The following is a 14,612-nucleotide window of genomic DNA, read 5'->3' as shown; positions in this document are numbered from 1 at the left end:
CCCGCAGTTGTAGCGCAAGCAAAACGAGCAGAACACCCCTCTATGCGGAGAAGTCGCACTACGCGAAGAAGGCTCCCGCCGGGGCCGGGCCCGCTCCTACCTTTCCGGGGCAAGCACAGAACCGGGAGGAATGCATGACCGAGACCCCGGCGATCGAGCTGACCGGCGCGACCAAACGCTTCCGCACCCCCTCGGGGGCGTTGCACACCGCCGTCCGCGATCTCGATCTGACCGTCGCCCAGGGCGAGTTCGTCGCCGTCGTCGGCCCCACCGGCTGCGGCAAGTCCACCACGCTGACCCTGGTCAGCGGCCTGGAGGAGCCCACCGAGGGCGAGGTCCGGGTGTACGGCGAGCCCGTGCGCGGGATCGACCCCAAGGTCGGGTTCGTCTTCCAGCAGGACGCCGTCTTCCCCTGGCGCACCGTCCTGTCCAACGTGATGGCCGGCCCGCGCTTCCGCGGCGTGCCCGCCGCCGAGGCCAGGGAACGGGCCCGGGACTGGCTCGGCCGGGTCGGCCTGGCCGCCTTCGAGGACCGCTACCCGCACCAGCTGTCCGGCGGCATGCGCAAGCGCGTCGCGCTCGCCCAGACCTTCGTCAACGACCCGGCGATCCTGCTGATGGACGAGCCGTTCTCGGCCCTGGACGTGCAGACCCGGGCCCTGATGTCGGACCAGCTGCTGGAGCTGTGGGCCGGCACCGGCTCGTCGGTCGTCTTCGTCACCCACGACCTGGACGAGGCCATCGCGCTCGCCGACCGGGTCGTCGTCATGACGGCCGGACCGGCCACCGTCAAGGAGGTCTTCACCGTCGACCTGCCGCGCCCGCGCACCGTGGAGGCCGTCCGGCTGGAACCGAGGTTCGTCGAGCTGTACCGCGAGATCTGGGCCTCGCTCGGCGAAGAGGTGCGCATCACCCGGGAGAGAGGAGCGGGTCGTGCCGCTTGAGACCGCGTCCGATTCCGTGCCCGAGTCCGTGTCGGGAGCCGCGCCGGGAGCCGCGTCGGCCGGCGCCGGGAAGCCCCCGGCCGTCACGACGAGGACCGAGGCCCGCGAACGGGCCGCCCGCAACCGCCGGTTGGTCGTCTACGGCGCCCGGGTCGCGGTGCTGCTCGCCTTCCTCGGGCTCTGGGAGGTCTGCGCCCGCACCGACGTCATCGACCCGTTCAACTTCTCCCAGCCGTCGAGGATCTGGGACCAGATCTGGCAGTGGGTCACCCACGGCACCGCGCAGGGCTCGCTCGGCGAGCAGATCGGCTACACCCTGTACGAGGCCCTCGCCGGCTGGGTGATCGGCGTCATCGGCGGCGTGCTGCTGGGCATCGCGCTCGGCCGGATCCGCTTCCTGGCCGACGTGTTCGGGCCGTACATCAAGGTGCTCAACGCGATCCCGCGGATCGTGCTCGCGCCGATCTTCCTGATCTGGTTCGGCCTCGGCCCGGCCTCCAAGGTCGCCTCCGCGGTGGTGCTGGTGTTCTTCCCGGTGTTCTTCAACGCCTTCCAGGGCGCCCGCGAGGTGGACCGCAACCTCGTCGCCAACGCCCGCATCCTGGGCGCCGACAACCGCAGGGTCACCCTCCAGGTGGTCATCCCCGCCGCCACCACCTGGATCTTCACCAGCCTGCACGTCAGCTTCGGCTTCGCGCTGATCGGTGCCATCGTCGGCGAGTACATCGGCGCCACCAAGGGCCTCGGCCTGCTCGTCGCGGCCGCCCAGGGCACCTTCAACGCGGCCGGCGTGTACGCGGCCATGACCATCCTCGCCGTCGTCGCGCTGCTCACCGAGGGGCTGCTGACCTTCGCCGAGAAGAAGCTGTTCCGCTGGAAGCCCGCCGACGCGGGCGACGGCCGCTGAACCTCCCCCGCCCGTACGAAGAGAGGCCCCCACCCATGCGCAGAACGGCTGCCGCCGCCCTCGCCGCCCTCCTGCTCCTCCCGCTCTCCGCCTGCGCCAACGACGCCGCCACCGCCGGACACGGCGCGGTCGCCGCCCCCGCCGGGCAGCAGGTCGACGGGCCCAAGGTCAAGATCATGGTCGGTGGCCTGGACAAGGTCATCTACCTGCCCGCGATGCTCACCCAGCGGCTCGGCTACTTCGCCGAGGCCGGCGTCAACGTCGAGCTGATGACCGAACCGGCCGGCGTCAACGCCACCACCGCGCTGCTCGCCGGGGACGTCCAGGGCGCCGTCGGCTTCTACGACCACACCATCGACCTCCAGGCCAAGGGCAAGAAGGTCGAGTCCGTGGTGCAGTTCGCCCAGGCGCCCGGCGAGGTCGAGGTGGTCTCCACCAAGCAGGCCGACGCGATCAGGTCCGGCGCCGACTTCAAGGGGAAGAAGCTCGGCGTCACCAGCCTCGGCTCCTCGACCGACTTCCTCACCAAGTACCTCGCGGTCAAGAACGGCACCGCCGTCAGCGAGTTCAGCCCGATCGCGGTCGGCGCCGGCCAGACCTTCATCGCCGCGCTCCAGCAGGGCAGCATCGACGCCGGGATGACCACCGACCCGACCGTCGCCGCCGTCCTGGACAAGGGCCTCGGCAAGGTCCTCTACGACATGCGCACCCCCGAGGGCTCGCGCGAGGCGCTCGGCGGGCTCTACCCGTCCTCGTCGCTGTACATGAACACCGACTGGGTGGAGAAGAACAAGGACACCACCCAGAAGCTCGCCAACGCCTTCGTGAAGACCCTCACGTGGATGTCCACCCACAGCCCCGAGGAGATCGCCGCGAAGATGCCCGCCGACTACGCCCAGGGCGGCGCCGAGCAGTACGCGGCGGCGATCAAGGCGACGCTGCCGATGTTCACCACGGACGGCGTGATGCCGGCCGACGGGCCGAAGACGGTGCTCTCGGTGCTCGCCGCGTTCCACCCGGACGTGAAGGGCAAGGAGGGGTCGATCGACCTGGCGAAGACCTACACCACGGAGTTCGTCGCCAAGGCCGCCGGCTGAACCCCGCCGCCGACAGCGGTCCCGCGCTCACCCCCACGGGCGCGGGGCCGCTGTGCGTCAGAGCCCTCGTACGGACAGCACGTCCATCCGCGACGGCGTCCCCGCCGCCTTGCCGCAGCTCTCCGGACGCGCCGGCTCGCTCACCGTCTCGATCACGTCCACCTCCCAGGACCGGCCGTCCCGGTGCAGCACCGTCACCAGCCAGCGGCGCTCACCGTCCGGCCGCTGGACGAGCGTCAACGCGTCCACCCCGGTCTCGCCGGTCGCCAGCCGCACCGCGTGCTCGGCCGCCTGGCCCGGACGCTCCCAGCCCGAACAGCCGCGCGACCACTCCGGCACCGTGTGCCCGGCCGCGGTCGCCGCCAGCACCTCCTTGGCGGTCTCCGGCGTCAGCCGCCCGTACGCGTAGCCGTACGGCAGCACCAGCATCGTGGGGGAGAAGCGGTGCCCGCCCAGGTGGGTGACCTCCCACACCTCGCTGTGCCCGGCCGCCGCCAGCTCCGCCGCGAGCGGACGGCCCAGCAGCGCGCAGCAGCGGTCCCGCCGCCCGTTGGTGCACACCAGGGCCACCGGGCCGCCGACGTGCTCCGCACCGAAGCCGGTGTGGTCCCCGGCGCCCAGCGCCGCGAAGTCCAGGCCCAGCAGCTCCGCCGGATCCGCCACCGCCGCCCGGCGCACCCAGTCGCGGCCCGGCACCGTGTGCGCCACGAGCACCTCGTGGCGCGGGGTCGGCAGGCAGTCGGCGTGCCGACCGGGCCGGCGGATCAGCGCCACCCGCACACCCGTCCCGGCCGCGGCCGCCTCCAGCGCCCGCCCCACCGCCGCGTCCAGATGGCTCTCGCCCAGCGCCTTCGCGCCCCACGGCCCGTTCTGCTCCACCAGCAGCCAGGTGCTCGCCACCGCCGCCGTCGCGGCCAGCGGCTCCGAAAGTTCACGCGACACGGTCGCACAAGTGCTCACGCCGGCAAGGCTACCCTCAGCTGATCACCCTCACTCGATCACCCGAAGGCGGCCTTCACCCGCTGCGCGACCTCCTCGTCCACCGTGTCGTACATCGGCTCGGAGACGGTCGGGAGGTCGGCGAACTCCAGGTGGATGCTGCGGACGACGTCCGCGAACAGCTCCGAGTACAGCACCCAGTCCTCCGGGCACGGGGTGCTCAGCTCCAGCGAGAGCAGCTGCGACTCGTTCGGCAGCGGCAGGTGCACCTGGATCACCGAGGTGGTCAGCACCCCGTCGACGAGCGGGACCGCCAAGCCGTCGAGCGGGGTCGACCCGTCGTCCACCGCGGTCGCCACCGCGTCGATCACCGCGACGGCCCGCCCGGCCGGTAGCTCGACCGCGGTCACCTCCGCCTCCGGACGGGACAGGGCCAGCCGGGTGAGCAGGAAGTCCACCGCGCCGGGGTAGTCGGTGCCCTCCAAGGGGCACAGCGAGGCGGTGATCGTGGCCATGCTCGGACGGCCGTCCACGTCCACCAGGCACATCCCGGCGTGGATCACCCCGGCCTCGGCCATCGACGGGATCAGCCCGGCCAGCATCATGGCCCAGGCGGCCCGGTCCTCCTCGGACCGGGCGGCCAGGACCTCGCAGACCATTTCCCAGAGCTCCTCCGCCACCTGTTCCTCGGTGCCGAACACGGGTACCTGGTGGAAGGCGGGCGGGACGATGAAGCGGATCTGGAGTGGTGCGTCCTCAGCGGGATCGGGGCGGTCGGCTGTCGGAGTGCCGGACATCGGGAGCCTTCCACTGAGGTCATGCGGGCTTGCGGATGCGGTTGCGGATGTCCAGCCAGGACGGCGGGACGGGGACCGGGACGCCGTACGTACGGGCCTCGATCAGCAGGTCGAGGTAGGCGTCGGCACGCTCGCGCAGGCCGGAGCGGCGCCAGGTCCAGAGCTCCTTCAGCGCGGGGACTGCAGCGAGCAAGCCGATGGCGATCAGGCCCGTCCCCAGGGAGACGAGCTGTCGGCGGTACTCGGCACCGGCGGGGTCCATGCCCATGGGAGCGACGACCATGCCGGCGACCACGGTGAGGAGGAACGTCCTGCCCCAGAGGCTGATCCACCGGCGGGACCGCTGCACGGCGGTGAGCAGTCCCCGGACCGCCTGTTCGTCCAGGAAGTCGACGCCGTGCGGAGCACTGAGTTCGCGGGCCCGGCCGGCCAGGGCCCAGTGGCGCGCGAGTGCTGCGGTCGGCAGTACCGGGAACTTCGGGTCGATCACGGCGTCGGCCGGCCACCACGAGGTCGGCTGTGTCGCGGCCGGCTGCGGGGGAGCCGGACTGGTGGAGGACGTGCCCCGGGCGGCCGGCGGCTGTGGTGGAGCGGTCGCGCCTTCCTCCCACGAGGCCCGCTCGGCGGCGACTCCCCACTCGGGGGGGATCGTGACCGTCAGACCGGCTCCCCGTGCCCGGTTCAACAGGCCCACGTACGTGGTGAAGTGCACGGAGGCGGTCTTCTTCTCCGCCTCCCAGGACATGCCGCGGATCCCGATCCAGATGCCGACGGGGATCGCAAGGACGGCCGCCACCAGGCCGGCCACCTGTCGTCCCTCGGCCGGCGAACTCATCGACGCGCCGAAGAACACGGCACCCGCGATTCCCCCGATGATGAACAGGCCGGCCAGTTCGGAGTACCAGTCCTGCTGGTTCCGCATCCGCAGGTGCTTGGTCACCACATCGCGGGCCACGTAGTCGTGCAGCAGGTTGATTCCGTAGAGCGTTTCGGCCCGTCGCGCGGCCTCGGCCACCTCGGGCACCGAGGCGATCCGTCCGCCCTCGACGGGGAGCGTGGCATGGAGGTCCTTGGCCATGGGTCTCTCCTCTCAGCCGACGGCGTTCAGGAACGGGGCGGACGCCGGCCGGACTGCGGGCCTCGCGAGCGGCCCGGGAAGCACGACGGGCTGCGCCGCCGCCCTTCTCTCGATTGCTTTGTCCACTTGCTTGTACGCGCCGTAGACGATCGAGGCCGCCTTCGCACTGGCCGTGACCTTCGCGGGATCGAGCGCCGACAAGTGGGACGCGACCTTGTCCGAGAAGACGCGGGCGACATTGGGCGCCCTTTCCGACTGGCTGAGCCAGCTCGCGCCTTTGGGTATCCACGTGGTGACGGCCTTGGTCGACATCGGAAGCCTGGCCATGGCGAGCGCGCTGCCGCCGGCGTTCGCGGCCCGGGTTCCCTTGGCGGCGGTGGCGAAGCCCTTGACCAGCCCGTAGCCGGGGATCAAGCCCAACGAGTCCAGTCCGAGGGTCATCCACGACACGTCCTTGCCACGGAGCTTGGCGATGCCGTGCCCGCTCAGCGCGCCCGCGCTCGTCAGCACGGCCCCGGCGACCAGCACCGGACCGAACGGGGTGAACAGCGCGGCGATCGTCAGTCCGGCCGAGATCATGGACAGGATGTCGGCATGGTCGGACAGGAAGTCCAACGACTTGTTCCAGGCCTTTTTCACGTTGTCCAGCATCCGCTTGAACAGGCCCGGGTCCGGCGGGTGGTGACGGGACGCCTCCACGATTGCCTTGGCGGCGGCCTCGGCCTTGTGCCGGTGGTCCTCCAGCTGCTTGTGGGCGCGCTTGATGACCTCGTCGAGCTGGTGGTGGCAGCGGGTGCTGGCCTCCCGGGCCGCGTCGAACTGCGCCTGGGCGCGGTTGATCACGTTGTCGGCGGTCTGCCCGCCGTTCTGCGCGTAGCCCTTCAGGGTGTTGCCGAGGGAGGTGACCTGGCCGTCCGTGTCGGCCAGCCGCGTGCGCAGCTCGACGGCTTCGGCCTCCATCGTGCGGCCGGTGGTGATCATGCCGGAGAGCTGGGTGTGCCAGGCCTTGAGGGCCCGCGAGCAGGCGGCCATCGACTCGTGGCCCTGGGTGAGGTACTTGGGCAGTTGGCCCAGCTTGTCGGCGAACTTGCGGGCCGCCTCGCCCTCCCAGGCGCCGCCGTCGGAGCCGATGCCGGCGAGTGCGCTCCGCAGTTCTTCCAGTTCCCGGGCTACGGCGTCGACGTCCGCGTACATCTTGGCGATGCCCGCCAGGTCCCCCGGGGCCGGGCAGAAGCCGAGGCCCGGCCAGTTCTTGTCACCCATGGTGGAGTCAGTCCCTGCTGCCGGCTGCGCTGTAGGCCTTCGCGACGCCCTGTTCGTTGTCCGTGTAGGCCTTGAGTGATTCGTCCAGGCCCTCGTGGAGGTTGTGGGCCAGCTTGCCCATCCGACCCATCGCTCCGTGCCAGTGGCGTTCGAAGCCCAGGCATGCCGAGTCGAGCCACGCGTTGCCGGCCTGGCGGGCGATTCCGGCGTTCTCCAGGCTCTTGGCGACCGTCTTCATGCGCTTGGCGCATTCGTCGAGTTGCTTGGACACCGTTCTCATCCGGTCCATGTCGATCTTGAATTGATCGGTCAACTCCCCATCCCCCCAAGGATTGTGACGCGGTGTGGAGCACCTGTTCGGTGAACCTAACCCATGGGAGGGCAAAGTTCAGGCCATGACCGGGAATTGGAGATCGCCGTTCCGCAATCCCGGCCGGGCGGGCACGAAAAAGCGGAGGGGCACCGGACATCGTCCGGTGCCCCTCCGCTCGGGCGGGAGCCGCTACGCCGGGCCGGCGACCACCGCGATCGGGGTGGTGACCGGGGTGCCGGAGCCGTCGCGGCGCGGGTCGCGCTCGGGCAGGTCGACCGGGGCGCCCTTGGCGGTGGCGGCGCGGGCCGGGGCGGCGCCGGCCCAGGCGAAGGCCAGGGCGTCCTCGCCGCGCAGGAAGCGCTGGCAGCGCACGCCGCCGGTGGCGCGGCCCTTGCGCGGGTACTGCTCGAACGGGGTGACCTTCCAGCTGGTCTGCTCGCCGTCGGAGAGCGTGCCCGTGGCCGTGGCCACCGAGACCACCACCGCGTCCGCCGCCGGGTCCACCGCCGTGAAGGACAGCACCCGCGTGCCGTCCGACAGCTTGATGCCCGCCATGCCGCCCGCCGGGCGGCCCTGCGGACGCACCTGGCCCGCGGGGTAGCGCAGCAGTTGGGCGTCGGAGGCGATGAAGACCAGGTCCTCCTCGCCGGTGCGCAGTTCGACCGCGCCCACCAGCTCGTCACCCTCCTTGAGGGCGATCACCTCGAACTCGTCCTTGTTCGCCGGCCACTCCGGCACCACCCGCTTCACCACGCCCTGCAGCGTGCCCAGCGCCAGCCCCGGCGAGGACTCGTCCAGGGTGGTCAGCGCCAGCGCCCGCTCCCCGTCCTCCAGTCGCAGGAACTCGCCCACCGCGGCCCCGCCCGCCAGCGTCGGCGACGGTGTCGGCGGCAGCGCCGGAAGGTCGATCACCGGCAGTCGCAGGACCCGGCCCGCGGACGTGACCACGCCGACGTCCGCCCGGGCCGTCGCGTGCACCGCCGAGACGATCACGTCGTGCTTCGCCCGCTTCTCCGACTCCTCGAACGGCTCGCCGTCCGCCGTCCGCGCCAGCAGGCCCGTCGACGACAGCAGCACCCGGCACGGGTCGTCCGCGACCTCCAGCGGCACGGCCAGCGCGGCCGAGGGCACCGCCCCCGCCTCCAGCAGCACCGTGCGCCGCTCGGTGCCGAACTGCTTGGACACCGCGCCCAGTTCGGACGACACCACGCTGCGCAGCTTGGTGTCCGACTCCAGGATCTCGGTCAGGTCCGCGATCTCGGAGGTCAGCTTCTCCTTCTCCTGCTCCAGCTCGACCCGGTCGAAGCGGGTCAGCCGCCGCAGCGGTGTGTCCAGGATGTACGCGGTCTGCGTCTCCGACAGCGAGAAGTGCTCCATCAGGCGTTCCTTCGCCTGCTGGGCGTTGTCACTCGACCGGATGATCGCGATGACCTCGTCGATGTCGAGCAGCGCGACCAGCAGGCCCTCGACCAGGTGCAGCCGCTCCTCGCGCTTGCGGCGGCGGAAGTCGCTGCGCCGGCGCACCACGGTGAAGCGGTGGTCGACGTAGACCTCCAGCAGCTCCTTGAGCCCCAGCGTCAGCGGCTGCCCGTCCACCAGCGCCACGTTGTTGATGCCGAAGGTCTCCTCCAGCGGCGTCAGCTTGTACAGCTGCTCCAGCAGCGCCTCCGGCACGAAGCCGTTCTTCACCTCGATGACCAGCCGCAGCCCGTGCTCGCGGTCGGTCAGGTCCTTGACGTCCGCGATGCCCTGGAGCTTCTTCGCGTTGACCAGGTCCTTGATCTTCGAGATGACCTTCTCCGGGCCGACGTTGTACGGCAGCTCGGTGACCACGATGCCCTTGCGGCGGGCCGTCACCGCCTCCACCGTCGTCGTCGCCCGGATCTTGAACGTGCCGCGGCCCGACTCGTACGCGTCCCGGATGCCCGACAGGCCCACGATCCGCCCGCCGGTCGGCAGGTCAGGACCGGGCACGAACCGCATCAGCGTGTCCAGGTCCGCGTTCGGGTGCTTGATCAGGTGCCGGGCCGCGGCCACCACCTCGGACAGGTTGTGCGGCGGCATGTTCGTCGCCATGCCGACCGCGATGCCCGTCGCGCCGTTCACCAGCAGGTTGGGGAACGCGGCCGGCAGCGCCAGCGGCTCCTGCTCGCTGCCGTCGTAGTTGGGGCCGAAGTCGACGGTGTCCTCGTGGATCGACTCCACCATCGCCATCGAGGCGGCCGTCAGCCGCGACTCGGTGTAGCGCATCGCGGCCGGCGGGTCGTCGTTGCCCAGCGAACCGAAGTTGCCGTGCCCGTCGATCAGCGGCAGCCGCATCGAGAACGGCTGCGCCATGCGCACCACCGAGTCGTAGATCGACTGGTCGCCGTGCGGGTGCAGCCGGCCCATCACCTCGCCCACCACGCGGGCGCACTTCACGTGCGCGCGCTCCGGGCGCAGGCCCATCTCGTTGGCCTGGTACAGGATCCGGCGGTGCACCGGCTTGAGGCCGTCCCGCGCGTCGGGCAGTGCACGCGAGTAGATCACCGAGTAGGCGTACTCCAGGAAGGAGCCCTGCATCTCGTCCACGACGTCGACGTCGAGGATCCGCTCCTCGAAGTCTCCGGGCGGCGGGGTCTGCGAACTGCGGCGGGCCATCGCGGCGGGGCTCCCTTACGTGTCGCTGGCTGTGTCTCGGTCGGTCGCCGAACGCCGGGGGGCGGTCGTCGCTCGTCTCCGCACCGTCCCGCCGCCGGACCCGTCAACCGGGCGCCGTCGACAGGGCGCGGCGCCCCCATTGTGGACCCTCGGGCCGACACTCCCGGTCAGCGGCCCTCTTCCGCCCCTGGCGAACGGCCCCGTCCGCGCGGACACGAACACGGCTCCCGCACGTTGCACCACAATGGGGGACGCCACACGAACCCCCGACATCGACGACGGGAAGGACCCGAGCGCATGGCCAACCCGGCCCCCGCCTCCAGCCGAGGCATCGCCATCACCGAGCACCGCCTGGCCAACGGCCTGCGCGTAGTCCTCTCCGAGGACCACCTGACCCCGGTCGCCGCCGTCTGCCTCTGGTACGACGTGGGCTCCCGGCACGAGGTCAAGGGCCGCACCGGCCTCGCCCACCTCTTCGAGCACCTGATGTTCCAGGGCTCGGCCAACGTCACCAACAACGGGCACTTCGAGCTTGTCCAGGGCGCCGGCGGCTCGCTCAACGGCACCACCAGCTTCGAGCGCACCAACTACTTCGAGACCATGCCCGCCCACCAGCTGGAGCTCGCGCTCTGGCTGGAGGCCGACCGGATGGGCTCGCTGCTCGCCGCGCTCGACGAGACGTCCATGGAGAACCAGCGCGACGTCGTCAAGAACGAGCGCCGCCAGCGCTACGACAACGTCCCGTACGGCACCGCCTTCGAGAAGCTCACCGCGCTCTCCTTCCCCGACGGCCACCCGTACCACCACACCCCGATCGGCTCCATGGCCGACCTCGACGCGGCCACCCTGGAGGACGCCCGCACGTTCTTCCGGACGTACTACGCGCCCAACAACGCGGTCCTCTCGATCGTCGGCGACATCGACCCCGAGCAGACCGTCGCCTGGGTCGAGAAGTACTTCGGCTCCATCCCCGCGCACGACGGCAAGCAGCCCCCGCGCTCGGGCGAGCTCCCCGAGACGATCGGCCGCGAGATCCGCGAGGACGTCCACGAGGACGTCCCCTCCCGCGCCCTGATGGCCGCCTACCGCCTCCCGCACGACGGCACCCGCGAGGCCGACGCCGCCGACCTCGCCCTCACCATCCTCGGCAGCGGCGAGTCCAGCCGCCTCTACAACCGGCTGGTCCGCCGCGACCGCACCGCCGTCGCCGCCGGCTTCGGCCTGCTGCGGCTGGCCGGCGCCCCCAGCCTCGGCTGGCTCGACGTCAAGACCTCCGGCGACGCCACCATCGAGCAGATCGGCACCGCCGTCGACGAGGAGCTCGCCCGCTTCGCCGCCGAGGGCCCCACCGCCGAGGAGCTCGAACGCGCCCAGGCCCAGATCGAGCGCGAGTGGCTCGACCGGCTCACCACCGTCGCCGGGCGGGCCGACGAACTGTGCCGCTACGCCGTCCTGTTCGGCGACCCGGAGCTGCTCAACGACGCCCTCCCCAAGGTCCTCGACGTCACCGCCGAGGAGGTCCAGGCCATCGCCAAGGCCCGGCTCCACCCCGACAACCGGGCCGTCCTCGCCTACGAGCCGACCGCCGCCGCCGAGACCGACGCCGACTCCGACGCCGCTTCCGAAGAGGAGGGTGCCGCCGTATGAGCACCGACTACGTCCCCGCCATGACCTTCCACCCGCAGCCCCGGCCGGGCACGCCCAGCCCCTGGGACTTCCCCGCCCCCGAGCGGGCCGCCCTCGGCAACGGCATCACCGTCCTGCACTGCCACCGGCCCGGCCAGCAGCTGGTCGCCGTCGAGGTCCTGCTCGACGTCCCGCTCGCCGCCGAGCCCGAGGGCCTCGACGGCGTCGCCGGCATCCTCGCCCGCGCCTTCAGCGAGGGCACCGACACCCTCAGCGCCGAGGAGTACGCCGCCGAGCTGGAGCGCGCCGGCGCCACCCTCGACACGCACGCCGACCACCCGTGCATCCGGATCTCCCTGGAGGTCCCCGCCTCCCGGCTCCAGCGCGGCCTGTCCCTGCTCGCCGACGCCCTGCGCGCCCCGGCCCTGCCCGAGGCGGAGATCGAGCGGCTGGTCGCCAACCGCCTGGACGAGATCGTCCACGAGCAGGCCAACCCCGCCCGGCGCGCCGCCAAGGCCCTGTACGCCGAGCTCTTCGACGCCGCCGACCGGCTCTCCCGGCCCCGCGCCGGCACCGCCGACACCGTCAAGTCGATCGACCGCGCCGCCGTCAAGGCCTTCTACGACGGCCACGTGCGCCCCGCGACCAGCACCGTCGTGGTGGTCGGCGACCTCACCGGCGTCGACCTGCCCGCGCTGCTGGAGAGCACCCTCGGCACCTGGACCGGAACGGCCGCCGAGCCGTCCGTCCACGCCCCGGTCACCGGCGACGACCACGGCCGCGTCGTCATCGTGGACCGCCCCGGCTCCGTCCAGACCCAGCTGCTCATCGGCCGGATCGGACCCGACCGCCACGACCCGGTCTGGGCCGCCCAGACCCTCGGCACCTACTGCCTCGGCGGCACCCTCACCTCCCGCCTGGACCGCGTCCTGCGCGAGGAGAAGGGCTACACCTACGGCGTGCGCGCCTTCGCCCAGCCGCTGCGCTCGGCCGCCGACGGCAGCGGGCGCGCCATGCTCGCCATCAGCGGCTCGGTGGACACCGCCTCCACCGCCCCCGCGCTGGCCGACACCTGGGTCATCCTGCGCACCCTCGCCGCCGAGGGCCTCACCGACGCCGAGCGCGACGAGGCCGTGCAGTTCCTGGTCGGCGTCGCCCCGCTGAAGTACGAGACCGCGGGCTCGGTCGCCGGCACCCTGGCCGACCAGGTCGAGCAGTACCTGCCGGACGACTACCAGGCCGAGGTCTACCGGCAGCTCGCCGAACTGCCCACCGCCGCGGCCACCGAGGCGGTCGTCGCGGCCTTCCCGCCGGACCGCCTGGTCACCGTCCTGGTCGGCGACGCCGCCGTGATCGCCGACGACGTGCGGGCGCTCGGCATCGGCGAGGTCACCGTCGTCAGCTGACGGCCCCTCCCGGAACACCCTCCGGCCCGGTGGAGCACCCGCTCCGCCGGGCCGGACGCGTTTTTAAATCCGTTGCGGGCCGCGCCCGTTCCGTGGATAGATGTTCCCCGACGCACAGCACGTGCGAACTGCGACGAAGGAAGGGAGGCGGTCACCATGCGGGTCGAGCAAGCCATACGACGCTCCCCGAGGCCGTATCCCTGCACCGTCGCCCCGGGCGCCTGAGCCCCACCCCCCCTGAACTTCCCCGAGCCGCGCCGGGATTCCTCGCGCGGCACCACCTTCCCCGAACCACCCGACCCCTGGAGGTCGTTCACCCATGTCGTACACCGAGGTACCCGGCGTCCGCGTCCCGATCCGGATGTGGACCGACCCGGCCACCGTCGAGGGCCAGGCCCTCCAGCAGCTGCGCAACATCAGCTCGCTGCCCTGGCTGCACGGCCTCGCCGTGATGCCCGACGTCCACCTGGGCAAGGGCGCGACGGTCGGCTCCGTCATCGCCATGAAGGACGCGGTCTGCCCGGCGGCCGTCGGCGTCGACATCGGCTGCGGGATGAGCGCGGTGAAGACCTCGCTCACCGCCGAGGACCTCCCGGACGACCTCTCCGCCCTGCGGAGCAAGATCGAGCAGGCCATCCCGGTCGGCCGCGGCCTGCACAGCGACCCGGTGGACCCGTCCAAGCTGCACGGCTTCCGCACGGCGGGCTGGGACGACTTCTGGCAGCGCTTCGACGGCATCGCGGAGGACGTCAAGTGGCGGCGCGGGCGGGCGATGCAGCAGATGGCGACGCTCGGCGGAGGAAATCACTTCATAGAACTGTGCGTTGATACGACTGACGCGGTCTGGCTGATGCTGCACTCCGGATCGCGCAACATCGGCAAGGAGCTGGCCGAGCACCACATGGGCGTCGCCCGCTCGCTGCCGCACAACCAGGGCCTGATCGACCAGGACCTCGCGGTCTTCCTCGCGAAGACCCCGGAGATGGGTGCCTACCGGCAGGACCTGTTCTGGGCCCAGGAGTACGCGAAGCTCAACCGCGCGCTGATGATGGCACTCTTCCAGGACGTCGTCCGTCGGGAGTTCACCAAGGCCGGGGTGACCTTCGACGAGGTCATCAGCTGCCACCACAACTACGTGTCGGAGGAGCGGTACGACGGCGTCGACCTGCTGGTGACCCGCAAGGGCGCGATCCGGGCCGGCTCCGGCGATCTCGGGATCATCCCCGGCTCGATGGGGACGGGTTCCTACATCGTCCGCGGCCTGGGCAACGCGTCGTCGTTCAACTCGGCCTCGCACGGCGCCGGCCGCAAGATGAGCCGCAACGCCGCGAAGAAGCGGTTCACCACCCAGGACCTGGTCGAGCAGACCAAGGGCGTGGAGTGCCGCAAGGACGGCGGCGTGGTGGACGAGATCCCGGGCGCCTACAAGAACATCGAGAAGGTCATCGAGCAGCAGAAGGACCTCGTCGAGGTGGTCGCGCACCTCAAGCAGGTCGTCTGCGTCAAGGGCTGACCAGGCCGGCCGGAGCACGGCGGCCGGAAAGCCGATCGGGGTGCCGCCGGAATCCCGCGGCCCCCCGCACGGGGGCGGGCTGCGCGGCG

12 protein-coding genes are annotated in these 14,612 nt (G+C 71.6%); 6 read left to right on the top strand and 6 right to left on the bottom strand.

Annotated elements, in window-relative coordinates; translation table 11 throughout:
* Window positions 1-134: 134 nt before the first annotated feature.
* The 3 genes from ACFCY1_RS25765 to ACFCY1_RS25755 are packed head-to-tail and all read left to right on the top strand — an operon-like array spanning window position 135 to window position 2,948.
* Window positions 135-944: an ABC transporter ATP-binding protein gene (locus tag ACFCY1_RS25765; protein WP_049650781.1), complete on the top strand. Its 810-nt coding sequence runs from the start codon at window positions 135-137 to the stop codon at window positions 942-944.
* Window positions 934-1,851 (top strand): ABC transporter permease, encoded by a 918-nt coding sequence (locus tag ACFCY1_RS25760; RefSeq protein WP_375876178.1) that lies wholly within the window; start codon window positions 934-936, stop codon window positions 1,849-1,851. The genes ACFCY1_RS25765 and ACFCY1_RS25760 overlap by 11 nt, the downstream gene beginning before the upstream one ends.
* A 35-nt stretch (window positions 1,852-1,886) precedes the next feature.
* Window positions 1,887-2,948: an ABC transporter substrate-binding protein gene (locus ACFCY1_RS25755; protein WP_375876177.1), complete on the top strand. Its 1,062-nt coding sequence runs from the start codon at window positions 1,887-1,889 to the stop codon at window positions 2,946-2,948.
* A gap of 57 nt (window positions 2,949-3,005) precedes the next feature.
* On the opposite strand, the gene ACFCY1_RS25750 is transcribed toward ACFCY1_RS25755, so the two are convergent.
* The 6 genes from ACFCY1_RS25750 to ACFCY1_RS25725 form a co-directional block, all read right to left on the bottom strand.
* The gene (locus tag ACFCY1_RS25750) at window positions 3,006-3,908 is read right to left on the bottom strand and encodes a sucrase ferredoxin (protein WP_049650779.1); all 903 of its coding nucleotides are present in this window, start codon (window positions 3,906-3,908) and stop codon (window positions 3,006-3,008) included.
* Between the two features lie 38 nt (window positions 3,909-3,946).
* On the bottom strand, window positions 3,947-4,684 hold the full coding sequence (locus tag ACFCY1_RS25745; RefSeq protein WP_375876176.1) for a hypothetical protein: 738 nt from the start codon (window positions 4,682-4,684) through the stop codon (window positions 3,947-3,949).
* Window positions 4,685-4,703: 19 nt separating this feature from the next.
* Window positions 4,704-5,762 carry a hypothetical protein gene (locus tag ACFCY1_RS25740; RefSeq protein WP_074005665.1) on the bottom strand — a complete coding sequence of 353 codons (1,059 nt, stop codon included), beginning with the start codon at window positions 5,760-5,762 and terminating at the stop codon, window positions 4,704-4,706.
* 12 nt (window positions 5,763-5,774) lie between these two features.
* Window positions 5,775-7,025 (bottom strand): hypothetical protein, encoded by a 1,251-nt coding sequence (locus ACFCY1_RS25735; protein WP_375876175.1) that lies wholly within the window; start codon window positions 7,023-7,025, stop codon window positions 5,775-5,777.
* 7 nt (window positions 7,026-7,032) lie between these two features.
* On the bottom strand, window positions 7,033-7,338 hold the full coding sequence (locus ACFCY1_RS25730) for a hypothetical protein (protein ID WP_375876174.1): 306 nt from the start codon (window positions 7,336-7,338) through the stop codon (window positions 7,033-7,035).
* A 189-nt stretch (window positions 7,339-7,527) separates the two neighbouring features.
* The gene (locus ACFCY1_RS25725) at window positions 7,528-9,978 is read right to left on the bottom strand and encodes a DNA topoisomerase (ATP-hydrolyzing) subunit A (protein ID WP_074005662.1); all 2,451 of its coding nucleotides are present in this window, start codon (window positions 9,976-9,978) and stop codon (window positions 7,528-7,530) included.
* A 297-nt stretch (window positions 9,979-10,275) separates the two neighbouring features.
* On the opposite strand from ACFCY1_RS25725, the gene ACFCY1_RS25720 reads away from it, so the two are divergent.
* The 3 genes from ACFCY1_RS25720 (at window position 10,276) to ACFCY1_RS25710 (ending at window position 14,523) form a co-directional block, all read left to right on the top strand.
* Window positions 10,276-11,625, top strand: a complete 1,350-nt coding sequence (locus ACFCY1_RS25720; RefSeq protein ID WP_074005661.1) for a pitrilysin family protein — start codon at window positions 10,276-10,278, stop codon at window positions 11,623-11,625.
* 20 nt (window positions 11,626-11,645) lie between these two features.
* Window positions 11,646-13,010, top strand: a complete 1,365-nt coding sequence (locus ACFCY1_RS25715; RefSeq protein WP_074005706.1) for a pitrilysin family protein — start codon at window positions 11,646-11,648, stop codon at window positions 13,008-13,010.
* Between the two features lie 319 nt (window positions 13,011-13,329).
* The gene (locus ACFCY1_RS25710) at window positions 13,330-14,523 is read left to right on the top strand and encodes an RtcB family protein (RefSeq protein ID WP_375876173.1); all 1,194 of its coding nucleotides are present in this window, start codon (window positions 13,330-13,332) and stop codon (window positions 14,521-14,523) included.
* The last annotated feature ends 89 nt before the right edge of the window (window positions 14,524-14,612 follow it).

The organism is Kitasatospora sp. NPDC056273, assembly GCF_042268845.1.
Taxonomy (GTDB): Bacteria; Actinomycetota; Actinomycetes; order Streptomycetales; family Streptomycetaceae; genus Kitasatospora.
The sequence above is the reverse complement of the archived record's forward strand: the minus strand, read 5'-3'. Positions and strand labels throughout refer to the sequence as shown.

Coding starts and splice junctions, on each gene's coding strand:
- ACFCY1_RS25765 (WP_049650781.1), top strand. CDS start 135: ATGACCGAGACCCCGGCGATCGAGCTGACCGGCGCGACCAAACGCTTC.
- ACFCY1_RS25755 (WP_375876177.1), top strand. CDS start 1,887: ATGCGCAGAACGGCTGCCGCCGCCCTCGCCGCCCTCCTGCTCCTCCCG.
- ACFCY1_RS25745 (WP_375876176.1), bottom strand. CDS start 4,684: ATGTCCGGCACTCCGACAGCCGACCGCCCCGATCCCGCTGAGGACGCA.
- ACFCY1_RS25740 (WP_074005665.1), bottom strand. CDS start 5,762: ATGGCCAAGGACCTCCATGCCACGCTCCCCGTCGAGGGCGGACGGATC.
- ACFCY1_RS25735 (WP_375876175.1), bottom strand. CDS start 7,025: ATGGGTGACAAGAACTGGCCGGGCCTCGGCTTCTGCCCGGCCCCGGGG.
- ACFCY1_RS25725 (WP_074005662.1), bottom strand. CDS start 9,978: ATGGCCCGCCGCAGTTCGCAGACCCCGCCGCCCGGAGACTTCGAGGAG.
- ACFCY1_RS25720 (WP_074005661.1), top strand. CDS start 10,276: ATGGCCAACCCGGCCCCCGCCTCCAGCCGAGGCATCGCCATCACCGAG.
- ACFCY1_RS25715 (WP_074005706.1), top strand. CDS start 11,646: ATGACCTTCCACCCGCAGCCCCGGCCGGGCACGCCCAGCCCCTGGGAC.
- ACFCY1_RS25710 (WP_375876173.1), top strand. CDS start 13,330: ATGTCGTACACCGAGGTACCCGGCGTCCGCGTCCCGATCCGGATGTGG.